17 protein-coding genes are annotated in these 18,645 nt (G+C 70.0%); 4 read left to right on the top strand and 13 right to left on the bottom strand.

Features of this window, described 5'->3' with window-relative positions:
- Window positions 1–70 precede the first annotated feature (70 nt).
- From AMA02S_RS04115 to AMA02S_RS04085, 7 genes are all read right to left on the bottom strand, one after another.
- Window positions 71–754 carry a class I SAM-dependent methyltransferase gene (locus AMA02S_RS04115; RefSeq protein WP_218004834.1) on the bottom strand — a complete coding sequence of 228 codons (684 nt, stop codon included), beginning with the start codon at window positions 752–754 and terminating at the stop codon, window positions 71–73.
- A 23-nt stretch (window positions 755–777) separates the two neighbouring features.
- Window positions 778–2,043, bottom strand: coding sequence for a DUF4032 domain-containing protein (locus AMA02S_RS04110; RefSeq protein ID WP_067452238.1), 1,266 nt, complete (start codon window positions 2,041–2,043; stop codon window positions 778–780).
- A 1-nt stretch (window position 2,044) separates the two neighbouring features.
- Window positions 2,045–3,334, bottom strand: coding sequence for an ABC transporter ATP-binding protein (locus tag AMA02S_RS04105; RefSeq protein ID WP_067451770.1), 1,290 nt, complete (start codon window positions 3,332–3,334; stop codon window positions 2,045–2,047).
- Between the two features lie 18 nt (window positions 3,335–3,352).
- Entirely contained in the window at window positions 3,353–4,186 is an 834-nt protein-coding gene (locus AMA02S_RS04100; protein ID WP_281181835.1) for a carbohydrate ABC transporter permease, read from the bottom strand.
- Window positions 4,183–5,121 carry a carbohydrate ABC transporter permease gene (locus AMA02S_RS04095; protein ID WP_067451768.1) on the bottom strand — a complete coding sequence of 313 codons (939 nt, stop codon included), beginning with the start codon at window positions 5,119–5,121 and terminating at the stop codon, window positions 4,183–4,185. Before AMA02S_RS04095 ends, AMA02S_RS04100 begins: the two co-directional genes overlap by 4 nt.
- Window positions 5,122–5,132: 11 nt before the next feature.
- The gene (locus AMA02S_RS04090) at window positions 5,133–6,416 is read right to left on the bottom strand and encodes an extracellular solute-binding protein (RefSeq protein ID WP_067451765.1); all 1,284 of its coding nucleotides are present in this window, start codon (window positions 6,414–6,416) and stop codon (window positions 5,133–5,135) included.
- A 530-nt stretch (window positions 6,417–6,946) separates the two neighbouring features.
- The gene (locus AMA02S_RS04085) at window positions 6,947–7,954 is read right to left on the bottom strand and encodes a hypothetical protein (RefSeq protein WP_067452231.1); all 1,008 of its coding nucleotides are present in this window, start codon (window positions 7,952–7,954) and stop codon (window positions 6,947–6,949) included.
- Between the two features lie 209 nt (window positions 7,955–8,163).
- Here AMA02S_RS04085 and AMA02S_RS04080 point away from each other — a divergent pair, with 209 nt between their 5' ends.
- Together AMA02S_RS04080 and AMA02S_RS04075 are read left to right on the top strand one after the other, a co-directional pair.
- Complete coding sequence (locus tag AMA02S_RS04080; RefSeq protein WP_157430365.1) at window positions 8,164–9,468, top strand: hypothetical protein; 1,305 nt, start codon at window positions 8,164–8,166, stop codon at window positions 9,466–9,468.
- A 27-nt stretch (window positions 9,469–9,495) separates the two neighbouring features.
- Entirely contained in the window at window positions 9,496–10,569 is a 1,074-nt protein-coding gene (locus tag AMA02S_RS04075; RefSeq protein ID WP_067451759.1) for a quinone-dependent dihydroorotate dehydrogenase, read from the top strand.
- A 206-nt stretch (window positions 10,570–10,775) separates the two neighbouring features.
- Here the strand turns inward: AMA02S_RS04075 and AMA02S_RS04070 are convergent, their stop codons facing one another.
- On the bottom strand, window positions 10,776–12,305 hold the full coding sequence (locus AMA02S_RS04070) for a DUF7059 domain-containing protein (RefSeq protein WP_067451756.1): 1,530 nt from the start codon (window positions 12,303–12,305) through the stop codon (window positions 10,776–10,778).
- 156 nt (window positions 12,306–12,461) lie between these two features.
- Here AMA02S_RS04070 and AMA02S_RS04065 point away from each other — a divergent pair, with 156 nt between their 5' ends.
- The gene (locus tag AMA02S_RS04065) at window positions 12,462–12,956 is read left to right on the top strand and encodes a beta-class carbonic anhydrase (RefSeq protein WP_067451753.1); all 495 of its coding nucleotides are present in this window, start codon (window positions 12,462–12,464) and stop codon (window positions 12,954–12,956) included.
- A gap of 14 nt (window positions 12,957–12,970) precedes the next feature.
- On the opposite strand, the gene AMA02S_RS04060 is transcribed toward AMA02S_RS04065, so the two are convergent.
- The 3 genes from AMA02S_RS04060 to AMA02S_RS04050 form a co-directional block, all read right to left on the bottom strand.
- Window positions 12,971–13,819, bottom strand: coding sequence for an N-acetylmuramoyl-L-alanine amidase (locus AMA02S_RS04060; RefSeq protein WP_369688373.1), 849 nt, complete (start codon window positions 13,817–13,819; stop codon window positions 12,971–12,973).
- Between the two features lie 148 nt (window positions 13,820–13,967).
- Window positions 13,968–14,204 (bottom strand): hypothetical protein, encoded by a 237-nt coding sequence (locus AMA02S_RS04055; protein ID WP_067451750.1) that lies wholly within the window; start codon window positions 14,202–14,204, stop codon window positions 13,968–13,970.
- Window positions 14,205–14,569: 365 nt separating this feature from the next.
- On the bottom strand, window positions 14,570–15,643 hold the full coding sequence (locus AMA02S_RS04050; protein WP_439951579.1) for a LacI family DNA-binding transcriptional regulator: 1,074 nt from the start codon (window positions 15,641–15,643) through the stop codon (window positions 14,570–14,572).
- Window positions 15,644–15,968: 325 nt separating this feature from the next.
- Between AMA02S_RS04050 and AMA02S_RS04045 the strand changes: the two genes are divergently transcribed.
- Window positions 15,969–16,661 (top strand): TetR/AcrR family transcriptional regulator, encoded by a 693-nt coding sequence (locus tag AMA02S_RS04045; protein WP_084264570.1) that lies wholly within the window; start codon window positions 15,969–15,971, stop codon window positions 16,659–16,661.
- A gap of 416 nt (window positions 16,662–17,077) precedes the next feature.
- Here AMA02S_RS04045 and bldC read toward each other — a convergent pair whose 3' ends face one another.
- Window positions 17,078–17,281, bottom strand: a complete 204-nt coding sequence (gene bldC, locus AMA02S_RS04040; protein WP_012850682.1) for a developmental transcriptional regulator BldC — start codon at window positions 17,279–17,281, stop codon at window positions 17,078–17,080.
- A gap of 273 nt (window positions 17,282–17,554) precedes the next feature.
- Window positions 17,555–18,472, bottom strand: coding sequence for a DUF8083 family protein (locus AMA02S_RS04035; RefSeq protein ID WP_067452224.1), 918 nt, complete (start codon window positions 18,470–18,472; stop codon window positions 17,555–17,557).
- Between the last annotated feature and the right edge of the window lie 173 nt (window positions 18,473–18,645).

Raw genomic sequence — 18,645 nt, 5'->3', positions numbered from 1 at the left:
GCCACTTCGCCTGGAGAGCGGCCTCCTGCCCACCGAGAACACCCTGGGCATAGGCAAGATCCCCGCCCCGTCACGGGACGGGAACTAGGCGGAAGGCGATGAAGGCGGGGCACTCGTTGAGCTTGGTGTGGTCGTCGGGGTAGCGCTCGGCCATCCCGGGGGCGGGACGGGGTTCGAGGAGTTCCTCGATGAGGAAGCCGGCCTCACGGAACTCGGCGCAGGTGACGGTGAGGGGACGGCGCCAGGCGCGGATGGGCCAGTCGTGCTCGTCGCTGAGGGACTCCTCCACGAGCTCGGTGGTGAAGTACGAGCCGCCCAAGCGGAGCCACGCCGTCGTGGGGTGCTCGGTCGACAGGACGAGCGCCCCGGTGGGGGTGAGGATGCGGCGGAGTTCGCGGAGCAGGGTCGTCCGGTCGTCGATGTAGTGCAGGGCCAAGGCGAGGACGACGAGGTCGACCGAGCCGTCCTCGACCCACGTGAGCGGGGCGGCCAGATCGTGGACACGGAGATCGGCCAGGCCGCCGGTACGGTCGCGGGCCATGGCGACGAAGGTCGGGGAGGCGTCGCAGCCGAGCACGCGGGCGCCGCGATCGAGCAGCTCGCGGGCGTACAGGCCGGGGCCGCAGGCCGCGTCGAAGACCGTCCGGCCCGCGACGTCGCCCGCGAGGCCGAGGACGGCGGGACGGTCGTAGAAGGCGTTGTAGGCGCTGTTCTCGGCGTGGGCGGCGTACTCGTGGGCGAAGCGCTCGTACATGTCACCGATCGTCTCAGACAAGATCAACTTGGCGGCCGTCCGGTCTCGGTCAGGTCCTCCGGGACGGTCGGCAAGACGGAGTCGAAGTAGTCGCGCGCCGCCTCCGTGGTACCGACGTCGCGGCCCGCCCGCTCCGACAGGAACCAGCGGTGTTCCAGGATCTCGTGGAAGATCTCGACCTCGTCGAGGCGGTCGCGGAGGTCTGCCGGGATGGCACGGACGACTCGCTCGTACACCTCGGCGAGCCACGTGTTGGACGCGACGACCTCGGGCACCGGGCCGCCTTTCACCCGTTCCAGGTACCCCCGGTAGGCGGCGATGTCGTTCAGGAGGCGGCGGGCCTGGTTCTCCTGGGCGCCGAGACCGGTCCTGGCCATCAGGATGCGGCGATGGTGGCCGGGTTCTGCCACGCGGGTGCGGACGCGCAGGCGCGCTCCGCCCGGTCCGTTCCCGGAGGTGTGGGGGGTCGTCCCCTCACCGGCGACAGGGCCCGCGTCGACCAGCTCGACCTCGTCGACGTCGAAGCCGAGCGAGTTGATGCGGCGGAGCCGGTCGGCGATGCGGTACCGCTGGTCCTCGGGGTGCAGGATCTCCTCGCGGGTCAGCTCGTCCCACAGCGCGTGGTAACGGCGGACGGTGTCGTCGGCGACCTCGATCGGGTCGACGGGCGGCAAGGTCCCGGCCGCCTGGAGGTCGAACAGCTCACCGGCGATGCGCTCACGGGCCAGGTCGAGGTCGTAGCCCCGCTGGCCCTCGGACAGGGCCGGGTGCAGCTCGGCCGTCTCGGCATCGACGAGGTAGGCGGCGAACGCGCCCGCGTCCATACGGAACAGGACGTTGGACAGGGAACAGTCACCCCACATGAAACCCGCCAGGTGAAGGCGGACGAGCAGCTCCACCAGGGCGTCCTGGAGGCGGTCGGTCGGATGGCCGTAGCGGGCGTTGGCGAACAGGGCCCGGTAGGAACTGGAGTAATCGAGGAACCGGGTGACGAGAATCGCGTCCAGGCCGGGGCGATCGACGACGACACCGACCACCTCGACGGCGGGCAGCCCGAGGTCGCGCAGGCTGCGCAGCAGCCGGTACTCGCGGCGGGCGAGCCGCGCGTCCAGCTCCTTCAGCGCGTACACGACCCCGGCCTCGGCCACGAACCGGACGGGATGTCGCGACAGGCCGCGCTGCCTGATCTCCACGAGCCGCTCGTCCTCCCACTCTTCGAGCGGCTCGTGCCACGACAGGTCCAGCAGGCCGGACGCCGCCTCCGCCGGAGGGCTGAAGACGAAGCGCATGTCAGGGCTCGGCGACCGACGCGCCGCCGGAGTCCGCGCCGCCGGCCGGCGCGGCGGGCTCCCGCTGGGCGCGGCGCTGCGCGTCGCGGGCCTCCTCTGCGACACGGCCGAGCTGCGCGACGTGCTCCTCATCCCGGGTGAGGTTGTCGCCGGTGGACGGGTCGAAGATGTGGATCCGGGACGTGTCGATCCACAGCTCGGCGTCGCGTCCGGGCGAGATGGCGCTTCCCGCGTCCAGCGCCACGACGGCCTGCGTGCGGAGCTGGTCGCTGTCGAGCTCGCGGGACAGGTCCCGCAGCTGCGCGGTGAGGTCGGCCGGCGCCTCATAGGGGACGTAGGCGTACAGCTCGTTGCCCAGCCACTCCGTGACGTCGACATGAGCCTGGACGACGCTACCCCGGCTCTTCTTCTCCTCGCCGACGAGCGAGGCGTCCTCGAAGTGCTCGGGACGGATGCCGACGAGCACGACCTCGCGACCCTCCACGGCGGCGGCCTTGCGGTCATCGCGGACCTCGAACCGGCCGAGCGGGGTCTGCAGGAACGTCCCGTCCACGGACGCGGGCAGGAAGTTCATCGACGGCGAGCCGATGAACCCGGCCACGAACAGGTTGATGGGCTCCTCGTACAGTTCGCGGGGGCTGCCGACCTGCTGGAGGACACCCTTGCGCAGCACCGCGACCCGGTCGCCGAGCGTCATCGCCTCCGTCTGGTCGTGCGTGACGTACACGGTCGTGACGCCGAGCCGCCGCTGAAGCCGGGAGATCTCGGTGCGCATCTGACCGCGCAGCTTCGCGTCCAGGTTGGACAGCGGCTCGTCGAACAGGAACGCGTCGGCCTGCCGGACGATCGCCCGGCCCATCGCGACGCGCTGCCGCTGCCCGCCGGACAGGTTCGCGGGCTTGCGCTCCAGGTTCTCGGTCAGCTCCAGCAGCTCCGCCGTCTCCGTGACGCGCCGCCTTACCTCGTCGTCGGAGGTCTTGGCCAGCCGCAGCGGGAACGCGATGTTCTCGTAGACGGTGAGGTGCGGGTAGAGCGCGTAGTTCTGGAACACCATCGACAGGTTCCGCTGCCGTGGCGCGACCTGGTTGACCACCTTGTCGCCGATGAGCATCTCGCCGGAGGTGATGTCCTCCAGCCCGACGATCATCCGCAGCAGCGTGGACTTCCCGCAGCCGGACGGGCCGACCAGGATCATGAACTCGCCGTCCCGCACGTCCAGGGACACGTCGTTCACGGCCGGGAAACCGTCGCCGTACCGCTTGACGATGTTCTTCATGGTGATGGCGGACATGGTTCTCCCTCTTGGAACTCAGCCCTTGACCGCACCGGACGTCAGCCCGGCCACGATGCGGCGCTGGAACGCCAGGACGATGATGACGACGGGCACGGTCACGACCACGGCCGCCGCGCAGATGGCGGTGGTCGGCTGCTCGAACTGGGACGCGCCGGTGAAGAACGCGAGCGCCGCCGGGACCGGACGGGCCTGGTCGGAGGAGGTCAGCGAGATCCCGAACACGAAGTCGTTCCAGCAGAAGAAGAAGGTGAGGATCGCCGCGGTGAACACGCCGGGCGCCGCCAGCGGGACGATCACCTTCCGGAACGCCTGCCAGGTCGTGGCGCCGTCCACCTGCGCGGCCTGCTCCATCTCCCAGGGGATCTCGCGGAAGAACGCCGACAGCGTCCAGATCGCGAGCGGCAGCGCGAACGAGATGTAGGGGATGATCAGGCCGGGCCAGGTGTCGTACAGCCCGATGTCGCGCCACAGGTTGAACAGCGGGCCGACGAGCGACACGACCGGGAACATCGCGATGGCCAGCGCGAACGACAGGATGAGCTTCTTGCCCGGGAACTCCAGCCGGGCGATGGCGTAGGCGACGAGCGTCGCGAACACCACCCCGATGAACGTCGCGATCACCGAGATGCCGATCGAGTTGATCAGCGCGGAGGTGAACAGGTCGGTCTTGAAAACCGTCCGGTAGTTGTCCCAGGTCCAGTCCTTGGGGAAGAACCCCTTCTGGTTACCGACCTCGCCAGGCTGCTTGAACGACAGCATCACGATCCACAGGATCGGGAGGACCGTCCAGACGAGGATGAGCACGGACGCGAGAATCCACAGCCACTTGGAACGGGCGCTCTCTATCACCGGTCACCTCGCACTTGGGACAGGTCCACGCGGAACCCGCGGATGAACACGACCGCGATCAATACCACGGACAGGAACAGCAGGACGCCGACCGCGTCGCCGAGCCCGATCGCGGTCCGGGTGATCGTCTGCCGGTAGGTCAGGAACGACAGCGTCTCGGTCTTCTGCTGCCCGGCGGTCATGATGAACACGTTGTCGAAGATCCGCCATGCGTCGAGGGTGCGGAACAGCACCGCGACGAGGATCGCCGCCTTCATGTTCGGGATCGTCACCCGGCGCAGCCGTTGCCAGGCGGTCGCGCCGTCCACCGTCGCGGCCTCGCCGAGGTCGCGGGGCACCTGCGCCAGCCCCGCGAGCAGCAGCAGCGACACGAACGGGGTCGTCTTCCAGATCTCCGACAGGATGATCACGAACAGCGAGGACCAGCGGCCCGAGAACCAGGCGTAGTCGCCGAGCCCGAACCACGAGTTCACGAACCCCGACTGGAGGTCGAACGCGTACCGCCACGCGAACGCCGAGATGACGGTGACGATCCCGTACGGCAGCAGGATCGCGGTGCGGACGGTCCGGCGCGCGAACAGCGCCCGGTGCATCACCATCGCGAGGCCGAACCCGATGACGAGCTCCACCGCGACGGTGACGAACGTGACGATGAACGTGGTGAACACGTCCTGCCAGAACAGGGAGTCGGACAGCGCCGTCCAGTAGTTGGCGAGGCCGACGAACCTTCGGTCGTCCGGCGCGGTGATCCGGTAGCTGAACAACGACAGGTACAGCGCGTTGATCAGCGGGTACGCGGTCACCAGCAGCATGACGAGCACGGCGGGCGCCGACAGCAGCAGCCCGAGACGGCGTTCGGCGCGGCTCCGGTCGGAGATCTCCGCGCGCCCGGTGTTGCGCCGTCCGGCGGCCGGGGCGCTGTGCACTGCGGTCATCTTCCGTCCCTTCAGAGCAGCGCCTGGTCGCGCAGGACCTGGCGGATGAACGTCGCGGACCGGGCCGGCGTCGTGTTCGGGTCGACCGAGGCGGGCGGGTGCCAGCGGCTCAGCACGGCGCCGGACACATCGGTGTAGTACGGCGTGATGGGACGGGGCGCCGCGGCGTTGATGGAGTCCCGGATCAGCCCGGCCATCGGGAACTCCTTCTTGATCTCCGGGTCGTCGTAGACCACCGCGCGGGCCGCCGGGTTACCCGAGTCGATCATGTACTTCTTCATGTTCGGGGTGGAGGTGATGCACGTGACCGCGTCCACCGCGTACGTGTCCTTGTACTTGCCGTACGCGCCGATGCCGAGCTCGATGCCGCCGAACGGCGGCTTGCTCTCCTGGTTCGCGTTCACCCTCGGGTAGCGGGCCCAGTCGAGGTCGGCCGGGATGCTCTTGTCGATCACGCCGTCCTTGGCGTCGCCGTTCTCGGCGCGCCAGATGTAGCCCCAGTTGACCATGAAGCCGCCGCGCGGGCCGTTCAGCAGCGACCGCGCCTGCTCCTCGATGTCGGTGGACAGCGTCGGGCTGGCGGCGCTGGATCGGGCGAGCTTGCGGATGATCACCGCGGCCTGCCGTCCGGCCGGCGAGTCGATGTCGATCGTGGCGTCGTCGCCCTTCTCGGCGTCGCTGATGATCCTGCCTCCGGCGGAGGCGATGAGGGCGTTGATCCACACCATGTAGCCCTCGTACTTGTTGCCCTGCGCCCCGACCGTCGTCCCCGACCGCACGGCACCGTCGATCAGCTCGTTCCAGGTGAAACCGGGCGCCTTGGGATCGATGCCGGCCTTCTTGGCGGCGGACTTGCGGTACCAGAGCAGTTGCGTGTTCGCCCAGAACGGCGCCGCGTAGAGCTTGCCGTCCCACGTCGAGTTCTGGACGGCGGGCGGGAACACGCCGTTGGTGAACTGGGCGGCCTCGTCCGCCGGGAACGGGCGCAGGAACCCGGCGTTGGCGGCCTCCGCCACGTACACCGGGTCCAGGCTCATGATGTCGAGCCCGGAGTCCTTCGCGGCCAGCCGCCGGATGAGCTGCTCGCGCTGCTGCGTCGCGTCGTTCGGCAGCACCGACGTCTGGATCTTGTATTTGCCGCCGGAGGCCTGCGTGCACGCCGCGGCGAGCTTGGCCTGGCCCCCGTCGTCGGGGTTGATGTACCAGTTCAGTGTGGGCGTCCCACCGCCACCGGAGCACGCCGCGAGCCCGCCGGCCAGCAACGTCAGAGCCACCGCCGCGCGCAGTGGGCGCATGGGCGCGGGCCCGGCGCGGGGTGGTCTCGGTTCAGGGCTCGACGCAGGGGGAGGTTCGGGCGGACCGTTCCGGTCATGCCCTCCGGGCTGGATCGTCGTGCCCCTCCGCCTGACCCGTCCGATTCGTCCGGCTCGTCCGACTCGCTTGACCATCCGGGCCTCCCGAAGCCACCCACCATGTGCGGGCACTTCGCCGGGCCGCATCCATGGCGGGACCGATCACCATTCGATCACCGGACTCGGTGAGTGTCGAGCTCCGGAGCGTGATCAGTGACGGAAACCTGCCCACAGGTAACAATGTCCACACCCGTTTCGGCGAATCTGCCGGATATGTGGGCACGCCGGGATGTGGGCACGCGGACACACAGGAAGGCGCAGGAGGCTCGCGGACCCCGACCGACCCACGAGTCTCCCACGCCTTCGTCTGTGACACCGGCACGCGCGCCTGCGATGCAGGGTCAAGCGCTTTGCCGGGTTTGGCGCGGTCCTTGGCGGCTCAGAAGCCGCCCGATGACCGGCTCACTAGCCGTTCAGTATCCTCCGCCCGAGCCATAGCCCCCATCGCCACCGGATCCGCCACCGTTACCGCCGGCGGCTATGGCCTTCTTGCCTTCGGGGGTACTGACCCACCAGACCCCGCCGACGCCCTGGCCCTTGGTGTCGCCGGGCTCCTCGTCCTTGGCGAAGTAGTACATCGGCCAGCCGTTGATGGTGAGCTGGCACTTGCCGTCGTCCGCGCGCTCGATGAAGTTGACGTTCTTCTTGCTGACGCCCTCCAGCTTGAGCTTCTTCCAGCCGTTGAAGACGGCCGGCGGCCACGCCTTCTTGCACGCGCCGAAGCACGTGGTCTTCCCCGACTTGGGGGTGTCCTTGTCGAAGCGGTAGAGCGTGTTGCCCTTACCGTCGGTGGCGATCAGGCCGAGCTTCGGGTCCTGCCTGACCTTGACGACCGTCCACCCCGCCCACCGGTTGTTCGCGGGGGCCTCGGGCTCCTTCTTCGGCTTCGCCGCGGCGAGGGCCTTCTTGCCGGTCGGCGCCGCCGCGTACCAGGTGCCGCCGACGCCCTGGCCCTTCACGTCCCCGGGGCTCTGGTCCTTGACGTACTTGTACAGCGGCCATCCGCCGAGCGTGACCTGCCACTTGCCGTCCGGCCGCTTGACCTTGCCCACCAGCGACTGCTCGACGCCCTTGACCTCGGGCTCGTCGCTGGTCGCCCACACCGGCGGCCACGCCTTGGCACACGCGTCCATGCAGGTGGACGCGGGCGGTCGGGCGGTGTCGTTGTCGAAGCGGTACAGCGTCTTGCCCTCGCCGTCCGTGACGACCTTGCCGAGCTTGGTGACGCTCGCGACCTCCAGGGTGGTCGGCTGGGCCGCCGGCTCCGACGGCTCGGCCGAGGGGTCGGCGGCGGGGCTCTGCTTGGAGCCCGCGGCGGCGTTCTGCTGGCTCCCCGACTTCTCCTGCCCGCATGCCGTGAGCACCAGACCGGTCGCGGTCAGGGCGGCCGCGGCGGGGATCGCCCAACGTGGGAATTGCATCGTGTCCTCCATGTCGATCTGAGTTCCGGCTCCGGTCCGGTTCCCCTACGGCGATCGAGGCGAAGCGGCCGCACCGCTCCTCCGGATCGTGGGGCAGTACGGTGTTGGGCGTGAGAGGGGTTCAACCCGGGCCCGGCGAGGGGAACCCATAGCCTCCTGGACAGGTCAAATCTCCACCGAGCAATCCCCCGACCGTTCCGAGGTGCGACGTGGCGACCGCCGAACCCTCCATGGACGGCCGCTGCGCGCAGGACGACACTGCGAGCACGGGCGTCTCCATCAGCCTTCGCAAGGGCCCCGAGCCCGCGGCACCGGTTGATCTCCCAGCGCCGGTCGATTCCACAGCGCCGGTCGAGCCCACAGCGCCGCTTGAACCCATGGCCGGCCCGGCGGCGCCGGTCGGCCCGGCGTGGCTCGTCGTGCCCGTACGGGTGGTGGCGCTGGTGGTCGTGGTCCCGCTCCGGCTCGGCTACGACCTGCTCCGTCTTCTCGGACGTGGCGCCGCGGCGGTCCTGCACGCGTTGCTGCTGATACCGGCCGGGATCGGCCGAGTTCTCGGCCGCGCCTGGAACGCGTTCTATGGCGGGCTGCTCGCACCCTTCGGACGGCTGCTGGCGGCTGCCGCCCGCGGGATCGGCACGGGCGTCGGGTGGCTGTTCGACGTCCTGCTCGTCCGCCCGCTGCGGTGGTTGGCGATCCTCGGCCGGGGGACGGGACGGCTGGCCCGCTGGTTCCACCGCGTGCTGCTGGCCCCGATCGGCCGGTTCCTCGCCCTGCTGGGACGTGGGCTGGCCCTGGCACTCGACTTCGTCCTGCTCCGTCCCCTCCGTGCTCTCGGCTGTGGCCTGACCTGGCTCGGAAAGGCGATCGCGACGGGCGCCGGGTGGCTGGTGGCCGTCCTGGTGGTGCTGCCGGCCGTCTTCTTGTGGCGTTATGCCCTGCGTCCGCCGCTGCTCGGCCTGGCCTGGCTGGCACGAAGCTTCGGCCAAGGCATCGCGTGGGCTATCCGGGGCATCGGCATGGGCCTCGCATGGGTCGGACGCGGCATCGCTTGGGTCGGACGCGGCATCGGGCTTCTCCTGGTTTCCCTATGGAGTGTCGTCGCCGGAGGTTGGAACGCGTTCTGGTCCGCCATCGCCTGGGCCTGGCGGCTGCTTGTGCGGGGGCTGGTCTGGGTGGGGCACGTCCTGTTCGTCCTACCCGCGCGTGCCGTGTACCGGTACGTCCTTTCCCCGACCGGCCGTGGCGTCGCAGGGACATGGCGGCTCGCAGCGCGCGTCCTGCGCTGGCTGTGGCGGACCTTCGCCGTCACTCCCACCCGCTGGGTGAGCCGCGTCCTGATCGTCGCCCCGGCCCGCTGGGTGCGCACAAGCGTGCTGCGTCCCGTCGGGCGCGGAATCCGCCAGGCTTGGCGTGTCTCGATCGGCGACCCCGTCCGCACAGTGCGCCGGACGGTGCGCGAGACGAGCCGCGAAGTCCGCCTGACGCTCCGCAGGACCTTCCTCGGCCGCTGAACCACCCGGCTGGGATACTGGCGGGCGATGTATCGACTTCTGTTCTCATTGATCATTACCCGGGTGCCGGCGGAGACCGTCCACCACCTCACGCTGCGGGCACTGCGCGCGATCCAGGCGCTTCCGGGGGCCGCGCCGGCGCTCCGGCGCGCCCTCGCGCCACGGGATCCGGCGCTCGCCGTCCGGGCGCTGGGGCTGGACTTCCCCAGCCCGCTCGGCCTCGCCGCCGGGTTCGACAAGGACGCCGTCGCCTACGAGGCGCTCGGCGCGTTCGGGTTCGGCCATGTCGAGGTCGGCACGGTCACCGGGCGCGCGCAGCCGGGCAACCCGCGCCCGCGGCTGTTCCGCCTCGTCCCCGACCGGGCGGTCATCAACCGGATGGGCTTCAACAACGAAGGCTCCGAGGCCGCCGCCCAGCGGCTGCGGCGCCGCCGCCCGGGCACCATCGTCGGGGTCAACATCGGCAAGACCAAGGTCGTCCCGGAGGCCGAGGCCGCCGCCGACTATGTGGCGAGCGCCGAGCGCCTCGCCCCGTACGCCGACTACCTGGTCGTCAACGTCAGCTCCCCCAACACCCCTGGCCTGCGCGACCTCCAGGCGGTCGAGCATCTGCGGCCGCTGCTGACGGCCGTCCGCGAGGCCGCCGACCGCGCGTCCGCACGCCGCGTCCCGCTACTGGTCAAGATCGCCCCGGACCTCGCGGACGAGGACATCGACGCCGTCGCCGACCTCGCCCTCGATCTCGGGCTGGACGGCGTGATCGCCGCCAACACCACCATCGGGCGCGAGGGCCTGCGCAGCGCGCCCGCTCTGGCCAGGGAGACCGGCGGCCTGTCCGGCGCGCCGCTCAAGGACCGCTCCCTGGACGTCCTGCGCCGCCTGCGCGCCCGCACCGGCGACCGTCTCGTCCTGGTGTCGGTGGGTGGTGTGGAGACCGCCGACGACGTGTGGGAGCGCGTCCGCGCCGGCGCCACCCTCGTCCAGGGCTACACCGGCATGATCTACGGCGGCCCCCTGTGGGCGTACCGGCTCAACCGCGGCCTCTCCCGCCGCCTGCGGGCCAGCGCCTTCCCCACGATCTCCGCCGCCCGCCACCCCTGACACCGGCGCGGCCCTTGCGCCTTGCCGTCGCGGGGTCGGGCATCGCCGCAGATCGGTGGGGCCACGGTCCGGTCATGGACGCCGAACGCGCCGCGGACACGCAGGCGCTGAGTTGGGCGACGCCGTGGAGACAGTCGTCCGACCACGGTCGTTTGTTGAGGCCACGTCCCGGAACGGGTCTCAGCGCAGGCGTGCCTCAAGGCACGTCAGGGCATCTCGAAGAAGCCGTCCGCGATCAGCTCGGGCAGGACGGTGAACGCGTGCGCGCGCACCTGGTCCGGATCCATGCCGGTGAGCTGGGCTATCGCGTCCAGCAAGGGCGCCAGGGGCAGGGTGCCGTCACAGACGCCGGCGAGCGCGGCCTCGACCGTGCCCACGCCGGCCGCCCGCCTCAGCCGTCCGGACTGCCGCAGGACGATCCGCTCCGGGTCCTCGGCACCGGGCTCACCGATCTGTTCTTGGACGATCCCGGGCGACGTACGGAGCACCGACTTTCCACAGGCTGTGGAAAACCTTTCCGCCACGGCGAGCCCGTCCAGTACATGATCAGCGTAGGCCCCGACGGGCTGCTCGACGGCATGCCGGATCTCCTCCACCCTGACGGCCGGCCGGTCGGCCGCGGAGCGCCGCAACGTGATCCAGCCGAAGCCGATACCGGTCACCTTCCAGCGCTCGAAGTGATCGAGCCACGCCTCGTACCGGGCACGGTACTCCGGCGTCCCGGCCTCGCAGGAATCACGCAGCCACAACTCCGCGTACTCCGCCGGGTCCTGCACGTCCCGCTGGACGACCCAGGTCTCGCACGCCGACTCCTCCGCCCAGGCGCCGACACGCTCGTCCCACGGCACACCCTCGACGTGCAGCCAGTTGGCCAGCATCTGGAGGTGTCCGCCGTCGTTCAGCAGCGCGGGCGCCTCGGTGACGAGCCGCCGGCAGAAGTCGTCTCCCGGCAGCCCGGACTCCCGGTAGGTGAACCGCCGGCCATCTTCGCCCGGCGGTGCGACGACGAACGGCGGATTCGAGACAATCAGGTCGAACCGGCGCCGCTGGACGGGCTCCAGGAGCGAGCCCTCAAGGAGTTCGACACCGTCCACGCCGGAGAGCGCGAGACTCATCGCGGACAGTTCCAGGGCGCGCGGATTGACGTCCGTCGCGGTGATCCGCGCCGCGGGATTCCGCGCCGCCAGGTGCACCGCCTGCACGCCGCATCCCGTCCCGAGATCGAGGATGTTATCCACAGCCTTGTGGATAACCAGCTGGGCGAGATTGCCCGAGGCGCCACCCGCCCCCACCACATGATCGGACGGCACGACGCCCCCGGACCCGGGCCGCACCTTGAGATCCGAGACCACGTACCCGACGTGCCCGTCCCCGCCTCCGCTCGCCGGCACCCCCGGCGAGCGCGGCACCCCCGGCACCTCCAGCGGTTCCACGTGCAGCAACGCCCGTACTTCACCGCCTGACACCTCCGCCAGGCCGGCCTTGACGAGAGCGTCCACGGGAAGCACGTGAGCAGAGGGCTCAGCCGCGTCCAAGGGCACCTGGAGCCAGAACAACCGGGTCAGCGCCTCCAGCGGGGACCCGCCCCCGGTGGCCCGCAGCGCCGGGACGATCTCGTCGCGCGCCAGCGCCCCGCCCGCCACGGGACCGAGCAGGCCACGCACACCGTCCACGGTGTAGCCCGCCTCGTCCAGGACGGCACGGACACGATCGAGGGGCGCACGAAGATCAGGCATCCGCCCATCCTGCCCGCCGCTGGGCTCGCCCGCGCCCCATCCGCGGCCAGGGCACACTCACGGCGAGTCCTCACCGTGTTACCCATTGACTCTACCGTTTTAATTGGAAATCCTGGACGGCAGTCCAGGCATCGGGCCCGAGCGAACGGAACCACCATGAGCGTGACGGACGAACTCCTCGCCAACGCGGAACGCTACGCCGCCTCCTTCGACAAGGGCGACCTTCCCCTGCCCCCCGGCAAGGGCGTCGCCGTCATCGCCTGCATGGATGCGCGACTCAACCCGTACGGCGTCCTCGGTCTCAGCGAGGGCGACGCACACGTGATCCGCAACGCCGGAGGCGTGATCACCGCCGATGAGCGGCGCAGCCTCGCCATCAGCCAGCGGCTCCTCGGCACCCGTGAGGTCATCCTGATCCACCACACCGACTGCGGCATGCTGACCTTCACTGACGACGCGTTCAAGGCCGACATCCTGCGCGAGACCGGACTCAAGCCCGACTGGTCCGCCGAGGCGTTCGCCGACCTGGAGGAGGACGTCCGCCAGTCGATCGGACGCGTCCGGTCCGACCCGTTCATCCCCTACACCGACCAGGTGCGCGGCTTCGTCTACGAGGTGGAGACCGGCCGCCTGCGCGAGGTCAAAGCCTGACGGGGGCGACGCGGTCAGCTGAAGTAGGACGCGAAACCCTTGGCCAGGGAGTCGGCGATGCGCTGCCGGAACGGGGCGCTGGACAGCTTGGCCGCGTCGCCCGCATTGCGCATGTTGCCGCACTCGATGAAGACCTTCGGCACCGTGGACAGGTTCAGCCCGCCGAGGTCACTGCGCCGGTCCAGGGCGTTCTCACCGAGATAGTTGGAGTAGGGGACGCCGGTACCCGAGTGGTAGGCGTCCCGCAGGGCCTTGCCCAGCTTGAGCGAAGCGGGCACGGCCTTGGCGTTGTGCCCCTTCACGGCGATCGGCTCGATGATGTGGAACCCGTGGCCGGACGCGGACGCGCCGTCCGCGTGGATCGACAGCGCGGCGTCGGCGCCCAGCCGGTTGCCGATGGCGGCGCGCTCGGTGATGCATGGGCCGACGCTGGTGTCGTTCTTGCGGGTCAGCGTCACTTTCGCGCCCTTGGCCCGCAGCAGCCTGGCGAGCCGGTTCGAGACGTCCCAGGTAAAGGCGTGCTCGTCATAACCGGCATTCGTGCTCGTACCGGACGTATCGCACGCCTTGCTGCCATTACCGATCTGCACCTGCTTGTTGATCTCGGACGGATGCGAGGCGTTGCCCCCGTTGTGCCCGGGATCGAGGACGATCACCTTGCCGCGCAGCGAAGAGCCGTCCACCGCCTCGGGCTCCGCCGGGTCTTCGCCCGCCGCACTCTGCGGTGTGGTGCCTCCCACGGTCGGGGGGGCCGCCCCGTCGCCCTTCGCCGAGCCGTCGCCGGACGAGCCGCCACACGCCGCGAGGACGCCAAGGCACAGCGCGAGACCGGCGACCGCCGGGCCGCCTCGATGGATTCGCACAGGCCGTCCTCCGTGATGACTTCGTTACCGACCCTGACAGTCTGCACACCGACAGGAGTTCGTCAAACGCGGTTCCAGGAATTGGAGCGGCCACGCCACACCAGACCAACCACTCGGCGTGATCAGCGAAGGCGACCGGCGCGATGGGTCAGCGGAGCGGGTCCTCCTTGCCGAGCAGCGCGGCGAGAGCGCGCGCCTCGTCCGCGTCCAGGCCCAGCACCACGCGGGGACGCCCCCACGGATGGTCGATCGAATGGGCGACGTAGCTCGCGACGGACTCCGAGACCTGCTCGGCCAGCCCGCGCGCGTGCCGCCACTCCGACCAGGCGCGTTCCAATTCGTTCGCCGCGCGCTGCGCGCACGACACCAACTCCGGATCACGCACGAGCTGAACCCCCCTGGGTGAACATGACCCTTCCCCGTGTCCGCGCGGCGGAGCCCACTCGGGCGGCCTCTCCCGAGGCCGCCCGGAGCCGGTCTCCCGGCCCGCTTCCCCGACCCGCCGAACGGTGAATCCATTAACCCCCCGACAACGGTCCCGGACGCGGCGAATGCGGCAGGCTTGGCCGTGCCCTTACCGGGGGCGCACCAGTTCGAGGGACGATCGACCCCGCGGGCGGCACGTCGTGTGCGCATACGCGCGACCGGCCGTCGCCATGGGTGGAACGAAGATGGGGAGCGCGGAGCAGGCGGAGGGCCGGGGGGGAAGGCGGGGACCGGAGGTGGCCGGGCATCATCCGGCCATGGCCACTAAAGGACGGGCACGGGGCCCGTCGTCGACCGCACCACCAGATGCGGGACGACGAGGTTCTGCCGAGCACTCCGCGCGGGATCGCCGATACGCGCGGTCAACAGCTCGGCGGCGACCCGGCCCATGTCCCTGCGAGGCTGGTCCACGCTCGTCAGGGAGATGTGCCGTATCGCGGCGAGATGCGTGTTGTCGTACCCGACGATCGACAGCTGCGTCGGAACCGGCATCTCCAGTTCGTCCGCCGCCGACAGCGCGCCCGTCGCGACCAGGTCGTTCGGCGCGAAGATCGCCGTCGGGCGGGGGTCACGGCGCAGCAGCGCACGGGTGGCCCGGTAGCCGCCCTCCTCGGTGAAGTCGCCCGGCTCCACCACGATCTCGTCCGTCAGGCCGTGCCGCCGCATCGCCTTCTCATAGCCGGCACGCCGGTACCGCGCGGTCGTCGAGCGGGCCCCCTCGATGTGCGCGATCCGGCGGTGGCCCAGGTCGACGAGATGATCGACGGCGAGGCTCGCGCCCAGCTCGTCATCGTCCACCACGATGTCCACCCCGACGACGTCACGCTCTCCGACGACGACCACCGGAACGCTGGCCGCCGCCTCCTTCAGCGACTCGGGGACGACGCTGAGCAACACCAGCCCGTCCACCCGCATCTCCAGGAACGCCTCGACCGCCTCAGCCTCGAACAGCGGATCCCACCGTCCGCTGCCGACCAGCATCCGCAACCCCGCGCCGTGCAAGCTCTCCTGGAGCCCGTCCAGGAACTCGGCGAAGAAGGGATTGTGCAAGTCGGCGACGATGGCACCGATCAATCTCGTACGTCCTTCAACTAGGCTCCGCGCCACCGCGTTGGGCCGGTAGCCGAGCTCGCGGGCGGCCTGCAGGACGGCCTGCCGCCGGCGTTCGCTCACGTGCGGTGACCCTCGCATGACAAGGGAGACAAGGGATTTCGACACTCCGGCCCGCTCGGCGACATTGCGAATGGTCGGTTTAGGCGCGGGCACGGACCTCCCCTCATCGCGCGTCGGGGGAGAGGAACCGTCGCGCGGCGGGGGTACCGCGCCCTCTCCTAGCATCGGCCTGTTGTGCGGGGGATTTCCTTCGCCAGCTGACATGGCACTCCGTCCAGGGGGGCTGCAGGACTTGCCGCCATGGCGCTCCGGACCCAATGCAGGGGAAGTCTCGGCGCGCCCTCCTCCGCTCCGGGAGGAGATGCCATGATGCCTCGCCTTCACCCCATATCGTCGCAACAGTGAGTAACGGGCATCCGCGAATGGCAGTTCGGGGCGGTGGTGTTCTGGATCACAACCGTGCACTGACATGATCACGACCCGGTGAACGCGCCGTCCTGGCGTCCAGACGCGCGGTCTGCCTCACGCCGCCCTCGGATACGCTGCCCAGGTGGGAGATCGTGCAGTGGCCAGTGCGAAGACGCGGAGCCGGCAAAGCGGGCGAGGGCGCCGCAGGCTCAGCGTCGACGAGCGGCGAGACGAACTGATCGAGGCCGCTCTACAGCTGTTCAGCACCCGGCCGCCTGAGGACATCTCGATCGACGACGTCGCGGCCGCGGCGGGCGCCTCCCGCGCCCTGGTCTACCACTACTTCGGCGGCAAGTACGAGCTGTACATCGCGGCACTCGGCAGCGCCGCCAGGCAACTGTCCGTCCTGCTCGAACCGCCCACCGAGGGCAAGCCCCTGGAACGCCTGCGGATCTCCCTGGAGCGCTACTTCGACTTCGTGGAGAGCCACGCGGCGGGCTACGCCGCCCTTCTGCGCGGCGGCCCCGCGGACCGCTCGGGCGAGGTCGGCGAGATCGTCGACGGCATTCGACAACTCCTGCTCGACCGCATCCTGCACTCCCTCGACGTCGAGTCCCCGCAGCCCATCCTGCGCATCACGCTGCGTTCATGGATGGCCGCCGTGGAGACCGCCGGTCTGGACTGGCTGGAGAACCGCGACGTGACCCGTCCCGAACTGGAACGCCTGCTGGTGGACCATCTCGTCGTCATGCTCCACGTGGCCGGCCGTCACGACCCCGGCACCGGAGCCCTCTTCGACCGCCTCGCCCAAGCGGAACTCGGCCCGCAAGCCTGAGGGCCCTTTCTGTCCTCTTGTGGTCGCGACCGTCCTCTGTGTCCCAAAACCCCAATGCCCCGCGCTGCCCTGATTTGCCAAGCACCCGGCCCCCACAAAGCTCGACAAAAGGGCCAGACGCGAGCGCAGGCTCGTGACCGACGTGCCGATCGGTGGGCGCCCTTCACGCGTGGGCGTGCCTCGTCGGGCAGGCACCCTTCACAGGGTGGGCATGCGGATGTCCCGCCCGCAAGTTGCGGGCGGGGCATCCGGATAACGATGTGCGGTCCGGGACCGCGATTCTCGGATGACCGTGGTCCCGGGCCGTTCGTCCAGGAGACCTCTGAGCCGTCTTCGCGCGAACTCGACGTGCGAGGACATCCAGCGGTCTCCTGACCCCCCTGGTGCTCCGGCGGTCGCGCCGCCGGTCGGAGCCGCTACTCCGATCGCTGCTGCGGGATTCCCGCCAGCAGCGCCCGCACCTCCGCCTCGCGGTAGCGGCGGTGCCCCCCCAGCGTGCGGATGGACGTGAGCTTTCCCGCCTTCGCCCACCGCGTGACGGTCTTGGGGTCGACGCGGAACATCGTCGCCACCTCCGCCGGCGTCAGCAGGGGCTCGGCCTCTGGCGTACGTGCTGACATGTTTGCGGCCTCTCCTCCGTGGACCGATGACAGCGATCCTGCGATTGATCCTCGCGCGGTCACTGATGTCCCCTATGGCCCGAAAGAGCCACTATGACATCACAACGTGTAACCTTGCCACCACTCAGCGCAACAAGCAAGTTCCTGGCGGTAGTTGCGTGCAAACATCCCCGCGAACGCGGGGAGCAGCGCGTGTTCGATGAGCAATGGGTCACGCTGCGTGATTCTAGCGACACGTATAGTCGTATCGCGCGCTGATTCGGGAAATTTGTTTTAGTTCGCCGTTTCGAGGGCCCGCACCGGCCTCCAGCGCGCGAGGAGCCGCTTGTACATCGCGACGGCGAGCTCGACCTCCCCGCGCCCCGTCGCCGCGAGCGCCACGGCCATCTCAGCGACCGACTCGTCCGCCTGTAGCGTCCGGTCGTCCAGGAGATGGACGAGACCGCCGTAGTCCAGCTCGACAAGCGCCCGGGGATGGAACACACCCAGCCATCGGCCGAGGGCCTCCAGCCGTCCGGCCGACAGCAGGGTCATGCTCGCCGACCCGCCACCGAGAGTGTCGCTGACGATGGGCAGGGCCTCCGCTATGCGGCGGCGCGCCTCGCCCATCGAGGTGACGTAGATGAGAGTACGCGCACGGGCCGCCGTAGCAGGGCCATGACCTGCGTGTTCCTGTAAAGCGTCGGCCGTCGTCCGGTACCCGGTGCCGGGTGCTCCCAACATGAGGCACCGCTCCGCGCGCGCGAAGGGCACGAACCACGCCGGCGGGACATGCCACAAGTTCGTCTGAATGTGCGTATGCAACGACCGTCCCGACTGCTTCCAGTGCTCGAACTCGCGGGTCGCCAGCTCCGCCACGGTCGGCGGGACGAATGCGGCCGCCACATCGGCGGCCTGCTCGTCCCGGAAGCGTTCGAAGGCCAGCCAGGAGCGCAGCCGGGTCTCCCACGGGCACACGAAGATCATGTCGTCCGAGCGCCGTACGTAGGCGTCCCTGCTCTCCCGGTCCGGAACGACCTCGGGCGGTGATGCGGTGAGGCGGCGTGCCGCCGCCCGATGCTCGACCTCGAGCGCCTGGATCCGCCGCGGACGCCGCCTTGAGTCGGCGTAGGCCGTCCAGAGGGTTCGTGCGGGCTCGGGGAAGGCGGTCACCGGTTCGTATACCCGTAGGTACGCGGCGTACGGAAACACCACCGCATGGTGACACGGGACCGGACGGAACGATGCGCCGTCGCGGCCACCGAGACGGGCGTGTTACCTCATCCGAACCCCACCCGCCGGGCCCTGATCATGTCCCGGCGGAAACGTCCATAGACGGGCGTCACTCCATGGGCCGCCCGTAGGCTGATCTAAGACGAGAGGAG

Source organism: Actinomadura macra NBRC 14102 (assembly GCF_001552215.1).
Lineage (GTDB): Bacteria > Actinomycetota > Actinomycetes > Streptosporangiales > Streptosporangiaceae > Spirillospora > Spirillospora macra.
Note: the sequence above shows the minus strand (reverse complement) of the source record. Positions and strands in the feature narration are given on the sequence as shown.

Excerpts from the sequence above, each read along its gene's own strand:
- AMA02S_RS04115 (WP_218004834.1), bottom strand. The coding sequence starts at position 754 with ATGTACGAGCGCTTCGCCCACGAGTACGCCGCCCACGCCGAGAACAGC.
- AMA02S_RS04110 (WP_067452238.1), bottom strand. The coding sequence starts at position 2,043 with ATGCGCTTCGTCTTCAGCCCTCCGGCGGAGGCGGCGTCCGGCCTGCTG.
- AMA02S_RS04105 (WP_067451770.1), bottom strand. The coding sequence starts at position 3,334 with ATGTCCGCCATCACCATGAAGAACATCGTCAAGCGGTACGGCGACGGT.
- AMA02S_RS04095 (WP_067451768.1), bottom strand. The coding sequence starts at position 5,121 with ATGACCGCAGTGCACAGCGCCCCGGCCGCCGGACGGCGCAACACCGGG.
- AMA02S_RS04090 (WP_067451765.1), bottom strand. The coding sequence starts at position 6,416 with ATGCGCCCACTGCGCGCGGCGGTGGCTCTGACGTTGCTGGCCGGCGGG.
- AMA02S_RS04085 (WP_067452231.1), bottom strand. The coding sequence starts at position 7,954 with ATGCAATTCCCACGTTGGGCGATCCCCGCCGCGGCCGCCCTGACCGCG.
- AMA02S_RS04075 (WP_067451759.1), top strand. The coding sequence starts at position 9,496 with ATGTATCGACTTCTGTTCTCATTGATCATTACCCGGGTGCCGGCGGAG.
- AMA02S_RS04070 (WP_067451756.1), bottom strand. The coding sequence starts at position 12,305 with ATGCCTGATCTTCGTGCGCCCCTCGATCGTGTCCGTGCCGTCCTGGAC.
- AMA02S_RS04065 (WP_067451753.1), top strand. The coding sequence starts at position 12,462 with ATGAGCGTGACGGACGAACTCCTCGCCAACGCGGAACGCTACGCCGCC.
- AMA02S_RS04050 (WP_439951579.1), bottom strand. The coding sequence starts at position 15,643 with ATGCTAGGAGAGGGCGCGGTACCCCCGCCGCGCGACGGTTCCTCTCCC.
- bldC (WP_012850682.1), bottom strand. The coding sequence starts at position 17,281 with ATGTCAGCACGTACGCCAGAGGCCGAGCCCCTGCTGACGCCGGCGGAG.